Source organism: Flavobacterium bizetiae (assembly GCF_902804475.1).
In the GTDB taxonomy this organism is placed as follows: Bacteria; Bacteroidota; Bacteroidia; order Flavobacteriales; family Flavobacteriaceae; genus Flavobacterium; species Flavobacterium bizetiae.
Genome location: NZ_CADCSU010000169.1, coordinates 1 through 14,715, shown reverse-complemented (window position 1 = coordinate 14,715; position 14,715 = coordinate 1). Strand labels below are relative to the sequence as shown.

The 14,715-nt window shown below is 33.6% G+C and carries 11 protein-coding genes and 1 pseudogene; 8 read left to right on the top strand and 4 right to left on the bottom strand.

Annotated features, from left to right (window positions below):
• Positions 1 to 217: 217 nt before the first annotated feature.
• Entirely contained in the window at positions 218 to 1,474 is a 1,257-nt protein-coding gene (locus FLACOL7796_RS21655) for a mechanosensitive ion channel family protein (protein WP_173972874.1), read from the bottom strand.
• On the bottom strand, positions 1,467 to 1,754 hold the full coding sequence (locus FLACOL7796_RS21650; RefSeq protein ID WP_173972873.1) for a DUF3817 domain-containing protein: 288 nt from the start codon (positions 1,752 to 1,754) through the stop codon (positions 1,467 to 1,469). Before FLACOL7796_RS21650 ends, FLACOL7796_RS21655 begins: the two co-directional genes overlap by 8 nt.
• A gap of 103 nt (positions 1,755 to 1,857) precedes the next feature.
• Between FLACOL7796_RS21650 and FLACOL7796_RS21645 the strand changes: the two genes are divergently transcribed.
• The 4 genes from FLACOL7796_RS21645 (at position 1,858) to FLACOL7796_RS21630 (ending at position 6,946) form a co-directional block, all read left to right on the top strand.
• The gene (locus FLACOL7796_RS21645) at positions 1,858 to 2,391 is read left to right on the top strand and encodes a DUF6155 family protein (RefSeq protein ID WP_173972872.1); all 534 of its coding nucleotides are present in this window, start codon (positions 1,858 to 1,860) and stop codon (positions 2,389 to 2,391) included.
• 108 nt (positions 2,392 to 2,499) lie between these two features.
• Positions 2,500 to 4,044: a DEAD/DEAH box helicase gene (locus FLACOL7796_RS21640; RefSeq protein WP_173972871.1), complete on the top strand. Its 1,545-nt coding sequence runs from the start codon at positions 2,500 to 2,502 to the stop codon at positions 4,042 to 4,044.
• A 215-nt stretch (positions 4,045 to 4,259) separates the two neighbouring features.
• Positions 4,260 to 5,594 carry a DEAD/DEAH box helicase gene (locus FLACOL7796_RS21635; protein WP_173972870.1) on the top strand — a complete coding sequence of 445 codons (1,335 nt, stop codon included), beginning with the start codon at positions 4,260 to 4,262 and terminating at the stop codon, positions 5,592 to 5,594.
• An 83-nt stretch (positions 5,595 to 5,677) separates the two neighbouring features.
• On the top strand, positions 5,678 to 6,946 hold the full coding sequence (locus FLACOL7796_RS21630) for an NAD(P)/FAD-dependent oxidoreductase (protein WP_173972869.1): 1,269 nt from the start codon (positions 5,678 to 5,680) through the stop codon (positions 6,944 to 6,946).
• A 389-nt stretch (positions 6,947 to 7,335) separates the two neighbouring features.
• On the opposite strand, the gene FLACOL7796_RS21625 is transcribed toward FLACOL7796_RS21630, so the two are convergent.
• The gene (locus tag FLACOL7796_RS21625; RefSeq protein WP_173972868.1) at positions 7,336 to 8,565 is read right to left on the bottom strand and encodes a multidrug effflux MFS transporter; all 1,230 of its coding nucleotides are present in this window, start codon (positions 8,563 to 8,565) and stop codon (positions 7,336 to 7,338) included.
• Positions 8,566 to 8,720: 155 nt separating this feature from the next.
• On the opposite strand from FLACOL7796_RS21625, the gene FLACOL7796_RS21620 reads away from it, so the two are divergent.
• The 4 genes from FLACOL7796_RS21620 to FLACOL7796_RS21605 all read left to right on the top strand — a co-directional run bounded on the left by FLACOL7796_RS21620 (position 8,721) and on the right by FLACOL7796_RS21605 (position 12,490).
• Entirely contained in the window at positions 8,721 to 9,140 is a 420-nt protein-coding gene (locus FLACOL7796_RS21620) for a hypothetical protein (RefSeq protein WP_173972867.1), read from the top strand.
• Positions 9,141 to 9,232: 92 nt separating this feature from the next.
• Positions 9,233 to 9,613 (top strand): hypothetical protein, encoded by a 381-nt coding sequence (locus tag FLACOL7796_RS21615; RefSeq protein WP_173972866.1) that lies wholly within the window; start codon positions 9,233 to 9,235, stop codon positions 9,611 to 9,613.
• A gap of 361 nt (positions 9,614 to 9,974) precedes the next feature.
• Positions 9,975 to 11,891, top strand: a complete 1,917-nt coding sequence (locus FLACOL7796_RS21610; protein WP_173972865.1) for a DUF294 nucleotidyltransferase-like domain-containing protein — start codon at positions 9,975 to 9,977, stop codon at positions 11,889 to 11,891.
• Between the two features lie 2 nt (positions 11,892 to 11,893).
• On the top strand, positions 11,894 to 12,490 hold the full coding sequence (locus FLACOL7796_RS21605; RefSeq protein WP_173972864.1) for a 3'-5' exonuclease: 597 nt from the start codon (positions 11,894 to 11,896) through the stop codon (positions 12,488 to 12,490).
• Between the two features lie 222 nt (positions 12,491 to 12,712).
• Here FLACOL7796_RS21605 and acs read toward each other — a convergent pair.
• A pseudogene (gene acs, locus FLACOL7796_RS21600) lies at positions 12,713 to 14,630 on the bottom strand (acetate--CoA ligase).
• Positions 14,631 to 14,715: the final 85 nt, after the last annotated feature.

Below are 14,715 nucleotides of genomic sequence, written 5' to 3'. Positions count from 1 at the left end.
GAACTATTTAGGCGCGAATGTACTCTCATTCTTTTCACTTTAATATGTCAAATTTACAAATATCTATAACTTGTAAATTAATTCGACAAACATAGGAGAACGCTAAGATTTTAATCTACTTACTGTATTAGAAAAAATAAAGTTCGCAAAGCTTTGTATCAAATCTTTGCGAACCTTGCGTAAACCTTAGCGTCCTTTGCGGTTAAAAACCTGAAAACTAACTTAACGGCCCAATCGTCGACGGCAGTTCGAATATTTCAAGATCAAAATAAACAACCGAAGCCATAACATGATCAAAAATATCGGCCATAATATATTCGTAATTCGCCCAGCGTTTATCGCTCGAAAACGCATAAATCTCTAGCGGAACTCCGTGCGCACTCGATTGCAGCTGACGGCACATAATATGCATATCCTTATTCAATCCCGGATGCGTTATCAAATATTGCATGATATATTTTCTGAACAATCCTAAATTGGTCATATTTCGGCCGTTAAGAGATAAAGACTTATCTACACCGCGTAAATCGTTGTATTTTTCGATTTCAGCCTGTCTGGTTTCAATATAAGAACTAATAAGCTGAACGCGTTTCATATGATTAAGATCATCATTATTCAGGAAACGAATACTGCTGCTTTTTATTAAAATATGCCTTTTGATACGTCTTCCGTCAGATTTTTGCATGCCTCGCCAGTTCTGGAAAGAATCAGAACTCAAAGCATAAGTCGGAATCGTGGTAATAGTGTTGTCAAAATTTCGGACCTTTACCGTAGTCAGGTTTATTTCGATCACATCTCCATCGGCACCAAATTTATCCATCGTAATCCAGTCACCAATACGCACCATGTCGTTTATGGCAACCTGAACACTCGAAACAAATCCTAAGATCGTATCTCTGAAAATCAAGATAATAATCGCTGAAAGTGTTCCTAAAATAGTTAATAATTCTCCTTTTTTGATTCCGAAAAGCGTTGAAATAATCATCGCCACACCAAAAATCCAAAGAACAATCATAATAACCTGAACAAAGCTATCAATAGGCTTGTCGCTGTATTCGGGTTTTTGTTTTAAATAATCGCGTAAAGCATTAAAAATCGTCCTAATAATCCATAAACTGATTAGAACGATATAAATACCCACTATTTTTCCAAAAAGTGATTCCCAATATTCGTATTTATCCAGAATAATAGGAACCGCTTTATATATAAAGAAAAACGGAATTAAATATGCAGTGTACTTAGTGGTTTTGTTATGAATTAGATAATCATCAAACTTGGTTTTTGTTTTTTGGGCAAAAATCGCAGTCAGGGTTACTAAAACAAATTTTGCTACATAATAGATGGCAAATGCCAGAGCTACCATAATAGCAATATTAAGGACAAGGCTTATGTACGACGCAAAGTTGCGGCTCATTCCCCAATCCCTAAAAAGCGGATATAAAAAGTTAAATATTTTATCCAAAAGTTTATGCATTATTTTCTAAGTATTTCTTCTCTATATAGAAAGTTCCAAACGGAATAAGAGAAGCAATCAGTATAATTCCAAAAGTTTTTAAATCCCAATTCTGAGATTTTCTTAATAAAACTGCCAATATAATATATCCTATAAATAACACGCCATGCGTCATTCCTAATGGGCGTAAAAACGTATGATAAAGTTCAGGATTACTGTTTTTGATAACGAGCATATTAGCAAATAATACTAAATAAGAGATTCCTTCTAAAATTGCGGTAACTTTGAAAATCTTGAGCATGTATATATATTTTAAATTTATGCAAGCAAAATTAAGTATTATCGTTGGTTTTTGCGGTATGAATCAGGAAAGTAATTTACTTTTGTAATCTTAAAGTTTGATAATGAGTAAACGCGATTTAAAAAAATATCTGGCCGAATTAAACAAAGAACAACTCGAAGAACAAATTATCGAGCTGTACGAAAAATTTGCTCCGGTAAAAGTGTATTATGATTTTGTTTTTAATCCTAAAGAAGATAAACTGCTTCAGGAATCTAAAGTCAAAATATCACACGAATATTTTCCTATAAAGAAACCCAATGCAAAATGGCGTCCAAAAGCCAAAATGCGTCGTTCTGTTGCGCAAAAAATTATAAAACATTTTATAATGATAGGAGTAGATCCTTTTGTCATTGCCGATATCATGCTCTATAACATCGAAATAGCGCAAACCTATTCTTCAAATAATTTTATAAAGCAGGAATTATTTTACAAAAGTATTTTAAATTCATTTGAGCAAGCAGTAAATTTTGTAATTTCTAACGGAATTTTACATGATTTTAAAGAAAGAATTATGTCAATTCAGCAAGAAACTATGCAACAAAAATGGAAAAACAAGTATGATTTTGAGGCAATTTTAGAAAAAATCGACTTATAAAGGCTTTTCTCATAAAAAATCTTATTTAAAAAAATCATTTATTTTACGTTAAAATAAGATGAATAACTGTTTTTTCGGTGTATTTTTGCAAAAATCCAAAAATAAACAATGTCTCAAAACACTTTAGAAATAGAAAGAGAAGAGAAAAAAGAACTTTATGCATACCAAAAAGGCGATATCGATGCCATTTTTGAACGTTTAGACAATGCTCCTTCGAAACATCATTTATTGTATCAATTGCCTACAGGTGGCGGAAAAACAGTGATTTTTTCCGAAATTGTACGTCGTTATTTAGCTAATAATGATAAAAAAGTGGTGGTTTTAACGCATCGTATCGAACTTTGTAAACAAACCTCAAAAATGCTTAAAGGGTTTGGCGTTTCTAATAAAATCATTAACAGTAAAGTAAAAGAATTACCTGACCAAAACGATTTTTCATGTTTCGTGGCCATGGTTGAGACGTTGAAAAACCGTATTAATGACGAGAAATTGCATCTTGACAACATTGGTTTGGTTATTATCGATGAGGCGCATTACAACTCATTCAGAAAATTATTAAACTCATTCAAAAATGCCTTTATCCTTGGGGTAACAGCAACGCCATTGAGTTCGAATATAAAATTACCAATGCACCAGAGTTACGATGAACTTATTGTGGGAGACACCATTAGCTCATTAATCGACAAAGGATTCCTTGCACGTGCAACCACCTATAGTTATGATGTGGGATTAACATCATTAAAAGTAGGTATCAACGGAGATTACACCGTAAAATCATCAGATGATCTATATACCAATACCATCATGCAGGAAAAACTTTTGCATGCGTATACAGAACGTTCGTTAGGCAAAAAGACCCTGATTTTCAACAACGGTATTCATACCTCATTATATGTATATGAAACCTTTAGAGAAGCAGGTTACGACATCAGACACCTTGATAACACAAGTAGTTCTGAGGAGCGTAAAGATATCCTGGCTTGGTTTAAAAAGACTCCGGATGCTATTTTAACATCTGTTGGAATCTTAACAACAGGTTTCGATGAGCCTACAGTAGAAACTATTATATTAAACAGAGCAACAAAATCGCTTACATTATATTACCAAATGATTGGTCGTGGATCTCGTAAATTACCTGGTAAAGACGAGTTTACAGTAATCGATTTAGGAAACAATGCAGCGCGTTTTGGTTTATGGAGCGAGCCTGTAAACTGGCAACACATCTTTAAATCACCGGAATTTTATCTGGAAAACCTTCGTGATGATACCGAAATCGAATTGTATTTCAAATACAGTATGCCGCCGGAATTACGCGCTAAATTCGCTAAAACCGCCGATGTTACTTTTGATGTTGATGAAGAACACAAACTAATCATTAAACAAAATTTACGTTCTAAAGTAGTATTAGACAAATCGTTAGAACAACACGCTTCAATGTGTGTTGATAATACCGAAACCCTACAGGAAGCAAAATCATTAGGAAAAGAGCTTGACGACGATATAGATTGTCGTATCAAACGTTATTCTAAATGTTTGAGCCAGTGTAGTAAAAACTACCGCGAATGGCTGGTTGACGATTACAAACTAAAACTTGTTTTACTAATAGGTAAAAAGTATCGTGAGAAAATCATGAACGAACCAGACGACGAATAATAAAGTTTTCTCAGTTTTGTCATTTCGACGAAGGAGAAATAACACTAGTATCAGACAAAGTTTGTCAAATATTGGATGTGATTTCTCCTTCGTCGAAATGACAAAAATAAAACAGAACTGCAAGTTCTAAAAAATCATTTTAATCAGAGCAATCTGTGACAGATTCTAAAATCTAAAATCATCCCGATAGCTATCGGGACTAAAATAAAAAAACAATGTCTAAACAATTCTCATCATTAGGAATTTCAGCACCAATTTTAAAAGCTTTAAGCGAATTGAACATTGTTGAACCAACAGAAATTCAACAAAAAACAATTCCGTTATTGCTGACTGAAACCCACGATGTGGTAGGTTTAGCCAAAACCGGAACCGGTAAAACAGCCGCTTTCGGATTGCCATTATTACAATTAATCGATACCGAATCGCCAATTGTACAAGCTGTAATTTTGGTACCAACCAGAGAACTTGGACAACAAATTTTCAGAAACTTAGAAGATTTCGGAAAACACATTCCAAACATCTCAATCGCTTCAACTTGTGGCGGAATCCCGATAAAACCTCAAATCGAGCGTTTATCACAACCAACACACATCGTTGTAGCAACTCCGGGACGTTTAATCGATTTAATTCAGCGTAAAGCAATCGATTTAAAACAAGCACAATATTTAGTTTTAGACGAAGCCGACGAAATGGTTTCGATCCTAAAAGAAAGCTTAGACGAAATCGTAGCCGAACTTCCTAAAAAACACAGAACTTTATTGTTTTCGGCTACTTTGCCCGGAACAATCAAACAATTGATTCAGAATTACTTAAACAAAAATGTAGTTCAGGTGAGCGCCAATATGGAAACCGTTGGTAACCAAGGAATTGATCACGAATATATTGTAGTGGATCCAATTGAGAAATTAGATGTTTTAATGCACTTCTTAAACTCAAGAGACGGAGAACGCGGAATCATTTTCTGCAAAACCAAAGCTGCAGTAAACAAACTGGCTAAAAACTTAGCCATTAATCGTTTTTCTTCGGGCGCATTACACGGAAGTTTATCTCAGGGAATCCGTGACAGAATCATGGAGCAATTTCGTGAAGGACACATCAATATTCTGGTTGCAACAGATTTAGCAGCAAGAGGAATCGACGTAAAAGAAATTTCTTATGTAGTTAATTACCATTTACCGGATACTTACGAAAACTACGTTCACCGTAGTGGTAGAACGGCAAGGGCAGGAGCCAAGGGGCTTTCTTTAACCGTTTTACAAGAAGAAGAAACAGCTGAAATTCCGGAATTCGAAAAAGAATTAGGAATTAAATTTACTCAATTTCAAAAACCTTCGGTAGTAAGTTTAGAAGAAAATAATACGCTTTTATGGGCAAAACAAATCTTCAAAACAAAACCCAATCACGATATTTCAGCCGATTTAAAAACGAAAGTAAAAACTGTTTTTCACCATCTTACCAAAGATGAATTGATCGAAAAATTGTTAGCCAATTACGTTTTGCAAAACAAAGTTGAAGTAACAGAAAAACCTGTTAAAAAATTCAAAAAGTAATAATACTGACATTTGTCATTGTATTTTAAAGTTGTACATTTAAGGTATATTTTTATAAAATCCACTTAAATAAAACAACATATATGAACATAGTCATCATAGGAGGTGGTTTTGCAGGTATAAATCTTGCGAAAGAGCTTGTAGACCATCCTCAAATACAAGTAACCCTTGTAGACAAAAACAATTACAATTTTTTCCCACCACTTATATATCAGGTTGCTACAGCGTTTTTAGAACCATCAAGTATCAGTTATCCTTTTAGAAAATTCTTTGCAGGCAAAAAAAATCTTCAGTTTCGTTTAGGCGAATTACTTTCTGTAGTTCCTGCCGAAAATAAAATAATCCTTAATAACGGCGAATTAACGTACGATCATTTGGTTTTTGCTACAGGAGCAGAAACAAGTTATTTTGGCATGGAAAACGTAATGAAAAACGCCATTCCGATGAAAACCTTAAATGATGCCATCGAAATGCGTAATACGTTGCTTAAAAACCTGGAGAAAGCAGCTATCACCAAAGATATTCGTAAACGTCGCAAATTATTAACGATTGTTGTTGCCGGAGGAGGACCAACAGGAGTAGAGGTTTCAGGAATGTTTGCCGAAATGCGTAAAAACATTTTATTAAAAGAATATCCGGAACTCGAAACATCAGCCAGTAATGTGTATTTGGTCGATGGGGGAGACGCACTACTCGCTCCTATGAGTAAAGCTTCGCAACAAGATACCCTAGACGCACTAACCAAATTAGGCGTTGTAGTAAAACTACACACACGCGTAGTAGATTATGCAGATGATACAGTGCATTTTGAAAATGGAGAAACCATCAAAACCAAAAATTTAATTTGGGCTGCCGGAGTTTCGGCTAAAATTTTTGACGGAATCCCAAAAGAAAGTTACGGTCGCGGAAGACGTATGGCAACAGACCAATACAATAAAGTTGATGGACTTATAAATATTTATGCTATTGGCGATACAGCCATCACGGCCGGTGATAAAAATTTCCCTGACGGACATCCGCAAGTTGCTCAGGTTGCGATTCAGCAAGGATTAAACCTGGCCAAAAACTTTAAAGCTTTAGTTCAAAATAAACCTTTAAAACCTTTTGCTTATAATGACAAAGGTTCAATGGCAATTATAGGAAAAAACAAAGCCGTAGTCGATTTACCAAGTCCAAAATGGCATTTCAAAGGATTTTTTGCCTGGGTTATCTGGCTGTTTATCCACTTAATATCCCTAATTACTTATAGAAACAGATTAAATACATTCTGGAACTGGATGGTTGCTTATTTTGCCAGAGATCAGTCTTTGAGAATGATTATTAGGCCTGATAAAAGACAACAAAGTGAATAGATGAATTTTAAATTTTAAAAAATTCCAAATTCCAATTGAATTGTGAATATTTACATATATAGAAAAAGCCAGAATTATTAAATTCTGGCTTTTTAGTTCATTTAGAATATATCTTAAATGCTTCAGTTTAGATCTAGTTAATAAGAAATGACTAGCTACACGAAAATATTGTTATGAAAATGATTGCTCTAGCCCTGATAGCAGAGGAAATCCTTTTGTGGCGGTGTTCGCCACAAAAGATTACTTCGTCAGTTCGCTATCGCTCGGGTGGAACGAATAGCGGGATTAGCTCCTAAAAAAATAATAGAAATATTGCGTAAAATTTGGAATTTGGACCCGAGCGTTAGCGAACAGGCGAAGCAATTTAAAAAATTGAAAATTATTAATTTTTAATGCCCAACCAAAACATCATCATCTTTAGAGACTTCGACTTTTTCTTTAATAAAACGTTTTCCAATATTTAAAACAATAAAAGCAATAATGGTTGTTGATGTCATAATAACTACCATAGGCGCTACAGAATCCTTAACAAACACCCCAACAGCAAATGATGCCAAAGCTCCCAAACCAAGCTGAATTGCACCCATTAAAGCAGAGGCACTTCCGGCATTTTTAGCAAAAGGTGCCATTGTAAGTCCGGCTGTATTAGGATTTGAAATTCCCAAGCACCCTAAAAACAAGAAAAGCATTGCGATTGTTTCGTATAGTCCCAATAAATTATTTACAGCAAGTATCAGGAAAACGCTGGCAATGACAGATTGTGTAATTAATGCTCCAAAAATCATTTGCTCACTTGAAAATTTCTTCAACAAAACTGAATTTAACTGGCTTGATCCGATAAAACTTACCGACATAAAGGCGAAAATCCATCCATAAGTTTTAGCGTCTACATGGTAAATATCCATAAAAATTATAGGAGAGGCCGCTACGTAAGTAAATAAGCCAGAAAAAGAAATAGATCCTGTAAATGCGTACGTAAAAAACTGAGGTTCTTTTAAAACTTTTAAAAAGTTCGAGATAATCGGTTTTGGTTTTAATGAAATCGAAGTATCTGGTTTGTAGCTATTTGGCAAACCAACCTGAGCAGCAATTAAAATTGCCATTCCCATACACATTAAAATAAAAAATACCGTATGCCAGCCGTAATCTTCGGTAACATAACCACCAATTGTTGGCGCCAACATCGGCGAAAGCCCAAGAACCAACATCAATAATGAAAATACTTTTGGAATATCTTTAACAGGAAATAAATCCCTAACCATTGCTACAGAAGCTACTGTTGCAGCACAACTTCCAATGGCCTGAACGAATCGTAAAAGAATAAAAGAATCAATATCAGCTACATAAACACAACCTAATGAGGCTAATATGTAAACCAAAAGACCAATAAACAGAGGTTTTTTACGCCCAAAACGGTCTAATAATGGTCCGTAAAGCAATTGTCCGGCCGAAATTCCGATAAAATAACTCGATAAACTCATTGATACTTTTGCAACAGTTGTATGTAAATCTTTAGCAATACCTGAGAAACCAGGCAAGTACATATCTATTGAAAAAGGGCCAAGTGCGGTTAGAGAACCTAAAATAAGGATGAGTTTAATGTATTTTTTTGTTGTCATTTTCTTAAAAAATTGCTTTTAATTTCCTGCAAAGGTAAATATTTAGTACCTTGTTATATAATTTAACGGGGTTTTATATAAAAACCGCGTTCGTTTTAAGCCAAAAATTGAATTTCAATAATTGATTTTCAAACTAATCCTAAAAATTAAAATTTATGAAAAATTTCTCTTTACTATTCGCTCTTATTTTTACATCAATTTCGTTTGCACAGACAATTACATCTAAAAAAGAAGATGCAAGCCCGGAGCAATACGCACTTCTTCAAAAAGTTAATCAGTATTATCCTGATATAACTTTAAACAAATCAGTTACCAATTTTTATGCTGATGGCAAAATCATCGACACTCAACAGGAATTCAATTTAGAAACTTCGAAATTTTCAAGTTATAAAATTGGAATTGAGCCAGATAACAAAAAATTATTATTTGAATATATTTCTGATGAAACCGGAAAAGTTTACGGTGATGTTACCATTTTTAAAGGAAATGCTTTGAGAACGACTTTTTCAGAGAAAAACAATGAAATTAACGTTGCATTAAACGGAAAATCTGTTTATTTGAAAAAAATAAAATAATTTAATTTTATAACGAAAAGAAAAGCATTCGCCACGGTGAATGCTTTTTTCGTTTATATTTGAAGATATTTTATAAACAAAGCTTAATTCTAATGAAAAAATTCATTCTACTGTTGTTATTTATTTCTTTTTCAGCACATTCGCAAACAAATCGATTTACAGGTACATGGAGCACAGAAAATTGCAAGGATTGTAGCAAAGAATATGTTTTGACTTTAAATATAGCGCAATCTAACAGTAAAATATTTGGAACTGCAGAAATTACAAGCGCTAATGAAAAATTCGTAACCGGTGTTATGGAAGTTACCGGATATGTATATACGCTTGGTGAAAAAGCTCAAATTAGTATGAAAGCCAAAAATGGTTCTGTAAGCGCAGTACTTTATGTAAATGAAGGAGTGATACAGTTTACCAAAAGAGGTGGTTCTGATTTAGTTCCGAAAGAAACGATTCTTACGAAACTATACGAATAAGGCTGGATTTACGGTGTTTTGCACCGTTTTAAGACTTATATAATTTGAACTATAATTTATATTATGTAAAATAGAATATTTCGAAACTCGCCTTCCTATGAATCTTTCTTATTTCGGTCAAACGACAATCGTTTACTCATAAATAAGTTCTTGACGATCGATTGTGCTTCTATTTCCGGACAGAAATAAAAACTCAAATGATAATAATGATTTTAAAATCCTAAAAAAGCTTTTTTAAAGCCCGTAAATCATTAAATTTTAACATTTTATTAAAATAATTACATTCTCGCAAAGATGCTTTCATTGTAAGAGTTTATTTTATTATTTTTACATTCGATACTTTAAAAAAATTATCAAACGTATGAATACAATTGCTGAGCATATTGCAGATTTTTTAAAAGAATACCCGCCATTTGATAATTTAACTTTTCAGGAATTATCTGATATTGCTACAAACATTCGTGTTATCAATTTAGAAAAACACGCTGTACTTTTTCAAATAAATGATTTACTACATGATAGCTTTTATGTAGTGGCTTCGGGTGTCATAAATTTAACAACAATTGCTGATGCCGAAGAAACGATTATCAACAAATGTCATGAAGGCGATATTTTTGGTTTACGTCCGTTTTTTGCCAAAAACAACTATATGATGACGGCAAAAGCACGTGAAGAAAGTATTATTTATGCTATTCCTATCGCTGTTTTTAGACCTTTTGTAGCTAATAATTCGGATGTTTTAAACTTTTTATTAGAGAATTTCGCTATCAATTCAAGACATGCAAAAGACAACGTAAACTCTAATGGAAAACTGATTTCTGACACTGCTTTTTATGTAGATCAGCAATCAGAAATGCAATATATTCAGTCACTTGCCTATAATAATTCGCCATTAACAACAGAATCAAACAGCATTATAAAAGATGTTGCGATCCTGATGACAGAATCTATGGTAGATAATATCGTGATTTGCGAAAAAAACAATCCGATTGGTATTGTTACAAATGCCGATTTATCGTCTAAAATTGCGACAGGCCGCTATCCTATCACAGAAACGATTGACAAAATCATGTCGTCTCCGGTAGTTACCGTAATTGAAAATGTTTCTCTTGCCGAAGCGCAATTGTTAATGCTAAAAAATAATGTAACGCATTTATGTGTTACTAAAGATGGTACGAGTAAATCTGCTGTAAAAGGAATTATTTCTGAACACGATTTAATTGTGGCTCAAGCTAGTAATCCTGGTGTTTTAATTAAAGAAATTAAACGCTCTCAGCTTCCAAAAGACTTAAAACAAATCCGTGATCGTTTGTCTGATTTGATTCAAAACTCAATTCAAAAAAACATCCCGATTTCTCATATTAGTAATATTGCCAGCGAAATCAATCTGGCTATTATAAAACGTGCTGTCGAATTGTCTATTTTAGATTTAGGCTCACCTCCTGCCCGTTTTGCATGGTTAAGTATTGGTAGTCAGGGAAGAAAAGAGCAATTATTACTAACAGACCAGGATAGTATTCTTATTTTTGAAGATGTTGCGCCTGAGAAATACAGAGAAGTAAAAGATTACTTTTTAAGACTGGCTAAAAGAACTACTTCGATATTAGAAAAAGTAGGTTACGAATATTGTCCAAACGGACATATGGGAAGCAATATGTTATGGTGTAAATCATTGACAGACTGGACAAAACAATACAACAGCTGGATGAATACTCCAGGTGAAAACAGCAACGATTTAAGTAGTATTTTCTTTGATTATGAAATTGTTTTTGGAGAACCAAAAATTGAAGAAGTAATCGAAAATGTTATCTTCAAAAATGCTGTTAATAATACATTGTTCTTCGACTTTTTAGGTAATGATGCTTTAAAAAGAAATTCTCCTTTGAGTTTCTTCAAAAAATTCATTGTTGAAGAAGAAGGACCGCACAAAACAAAATTCGACATCAAAACACGTGCATTAATGCCGTTAATTGATGCTGCACGTTTGTTGATTTTAAATGCTAATATCAAAGGAATCAAAAATACCTATTTGAGATTCAAACAATTAGCAATTACAGATTCTAAAAATGCTGAAATTTACTTAAGCTGTGCCGAAGCTTTTTTAACGCTCTCAAAATTTAGAACTGTCGAAGGATTAAAGAATGACGACTCAGGACAATATATAAATTTGCGAGAAATGTCTAAAACAGACAAAGAAAAGTTAAAAAATGCCTTAACCCCAATGAAAGATCTTGAGGAACTAATTAAGAGTAAATTTCAACTTACACAATTCTCATAAATATGCTAGACTGGATTAAAAATATCAACAAAGAATATCCGGATTTCTGGAAAGAATACCTGACTAAATTCGAAACAAAACCTAACAGGTTTGTAGTTTTATCTACTGAAACTTCAGGATTAAATCCCAACAAAGACGTGATCCTGTCTTTGGGTGCTTTTTCTGTTATTGATGATGGTATTGTGATAAAAGATAATTTTGAAGCTGTTTTGCTGCAATACAAATTCTTGCAGGATAACGGACTTTCGAATGAATTTATCATCGAGAGCAAAATGCTTAAAATGCCTGAGCCAGATGCAATTGAAGCATTTGTTAATTTTATTGGTAATTCTATTTTAGTAGGACATCATATTAATTTTGATATCGAGATGCTAAACGCTGCCCTAGAACGTTTGGATTGTGGAAGATTAAAAAATGAAGCATTGGATATCGACATGATGTACAGAAAATTAATGGACATCAATGATAAACAATTTTCTTTGGACGATTTAAGCGAAATTTACAAAATTCCAAAAAGCGACAGAAATTCCTCTTCGGAAGATGCTTATAAAATTGCGCTTTTGTTTTTGAAGTTAAAATCTCGATTGGGGATTAAATAGAAAAGTTAAACCATATAAGTTATAGAAGGTAATTTAAAAGGTTAGAATCTTTACTATTATTATTTAAAGAAAGAAAAACCTTTTCTATGCGGAGTTACTTGCGAAGATTTCTCCTTACGTCGAAATGACAAAAAATGCGCTAAAATCTACAATTGATTTTTACAATATAAAAAAATGCCTCTTAAAACTAAGAGGCATTTTTTATTTCTATTTATTTCAGAATTAAGAAATTCTTTCTTTTGTAATTTCGTCTACAATTTCCGGATTCAACAAAGTTGAAATATCTCCAAAATTTGAGAAATCACCTTCGGCGATCTTACGTAAAATTCTACGCATGATTTTTCCTGAACGTGTTTTTGGTAAGCCAGATACAAACTGAATTTTATCTAATTTTGCAATTGGCCCAATGTGATCAGAAATATATTGATTGATCTCTTTTGTTAAGTTGGCTCTGTCTCTGTATTCTCCCGTTTCTTTTAGAATCACGAAACCGTATAAAGCATTTCCTTTAATATCATGTGGGAATCCAACAATTGCAGATTCTGCAACTGCAGGATGCTCGTTGATCGCATCTTCGATAGGCGCTGTTCCTAAATTATGTCCTGAAACAATTACAACATCATCTACTCTACCGGTGATTCTGTAATACCCTACTTCATCTCTTAAAGCTCCGTCGCCTGTAAAATATTTTCCAGGGAAAGCAGAGAAATAAGTGTCTTTATAACGTTGGTGATCACCCCAGATTGTTCTGGCGATTCCAGGCCAAGGGAATTTAATACATAAACTTCCTACCACTTGATTTCCCTCGATCTCATTGCGTTTTTCATCCATTAAAACAGGCTGAATTCCTGGTAATGGCAAAGTTGCGTATGTTGGTTTTGTTGGTGTTACAAAAGCAATTGGAGAAATCATGATTCCACCCGTTTCAGTTTGCCACCATGTATCTACAACAGGACATCTTTTATCTCCAACGTGGTCATTAAACCAGTGCCAAGCCTCTTCGTTGATTGGCTCTCCTACTGATCCAATTACTTTTAGCGATTTTAGAGGATATTTTTGAATATAATCTAAACTTTCTTTTGCTAACGAACGAATTGCAGTTGGCGCTGTATAAAACTGAGTTACTTTGTGTTTTTCGATAATATCCCAAAAACGGCTAAAATCCGGATAAGATGGTACACCTTCAAAAATTACCGTTGTTCCTCCATTTAATAATGGTCCGTATAATATATAAGAGTGACCAGTAATCCATCCAATATCTGCCGTACACCAGAAAATATCATTTTCTTCGTGACTGAAAACATTTTTAAAAGTATAGGCTGTATAAACCATATACCCGGCTGTAGTATGAACCATTCCTTTAGGTTTTCCTGTAGATCCTGAAGTATACAAAATAAACAATGGATCTTCTGCATCCATAATTTCGGCAACACTATTGTCTAAAGCAACATCTAATAAAGGCTGTAACCATTGGTCACGTCCTTCTTTCATTTTTACATTAGTATTGGTTCTTTTTACAACCAAAACATTAGTAACAGATGGGCAAGTATCTAATGCCTCGTCTACAATTCCTTTTAAATCAATGTTTTTATTTCCTCTGTAACCTCCATCAGAAGTAATCACCATTTTACATTCGCAGTCGTTAATTCTTGCGGAAACTGCCGAAGCTGAAAATCCTGCAAAAATAACAGAGTGAATCGCTCCTATTCTGGCACAAGCTAAAACAGCAACAGCCAATTCAGGAATCATTGGTAAATAAATACAAACTCTGTCTCCTTTACGTACGCCTTGCTCACGCAAAACATTCGCCATTTTCGAAACTCTTTCGTATAATTCGTTATATGTTATATGTTATATGTAAAGCACTTTCTGAAGGATCGTTCGGTTCAAAAATAATAGCCGTTTTTTCTCCTCTTTTACTTAAGTGTCTATCGATGCAATTTTTGGTAATGTTAACTTTTGCGTCAGTAAACCATTTCACTTCGGCATCAGCCATATTAAAATCAACTACTTTTTCCCAGTGTTGGTACCATGTAAAATTTTCTTCAGCAATTTTCCCCCAAAACTTCCTTGGCTCCCTTATTGACTTATTGTAATGTTTAAAATATTGTTCTAAATTTTCAATTTTATAATAACTCATATGTTTTTGGAATTTTTTTATAAATGTATTAAATATCAGCGTATTCTTAAAATTATTTAATTCATAAATTATGTCTAAAAAAAAC

Coding starts and splice junctions, on each gene's coding strand:
- FLACOL7796_RS21655 (WP_173972874.1), bottom strand. CDS start 1,474: ATGCATAAACTTTTGGATAAAATATTTAACTTTTTATATCCGCTTTTT.
- FLACOL7796_RS21650 (WP_173972873.1), bottom strand. CDS start 1,754: ATGCTCAAGATTTTCAAAGTTACCGCAATTTTAGAAGGAATCTCTTAT.
- FLACOL7796_RS21645 (WP_173972872.1), top strand. CDS start 1,858: ATGAGTAAACGCGATTTAAAAAAATATCTGGCCGAATTAAACAAAGAA.
- FLACOL7796_RS21640 (WP_173972871.1), top strand. CDS start 2,500: ATGTCTCAAAACACTTTAGAAATAGAAAGAGAAGAGAAAAAAGAACTT.
- FLACOL7796_RS21635 (WP_173972870.1), top strand. CDS start 4,260: ATGTCTAAACAATTCTCATCATTAGGAATTTCAGCACCAATTTTAAAA.
- FLACOL7796_RS21630 (WP_173972869.1), top strand. CDS start 5,678: ATGAACATAGTCATCATAGGAGGTGGTTTTGCAGGTATAAATCTTGCG.
- FLACOL7796_RS21625 (WP_173972868.1), bottom strand. CDS start 8,565: ATGACAACAAAAAAATACATTAAACTCATCCTTATTTTAGGTTCTCTA.
- FLACOL7796_RS21620 (WP_173972867.1), top strand. CDS start 8,721: ATGAAAAATTTCTCTTTACTATTCGCTCTTATTTTTACATCAATTTCG.
- FLACOL7796_RS21615 (WP_173972866.1), top strand. CDS start 9,233: ATGAAAAAATTCATTCTACTGTTGTTATTTATTTCTTTTTCAGCACAT.
- FLACOL7796_RS21610 (WP_173972865.1), top strand. CDS start 9,975: ATGAATACAATTGCTGAGCATATTGCAGATTTTTTAAAAGAATACCCG.
- FLACOL7796_RS21605 (WP_173972864.1), top strand. CDS start 11,894: ATGCTAGACTGGATTAAAAATATCAACAAAGAATATCCGGATTTCTGG.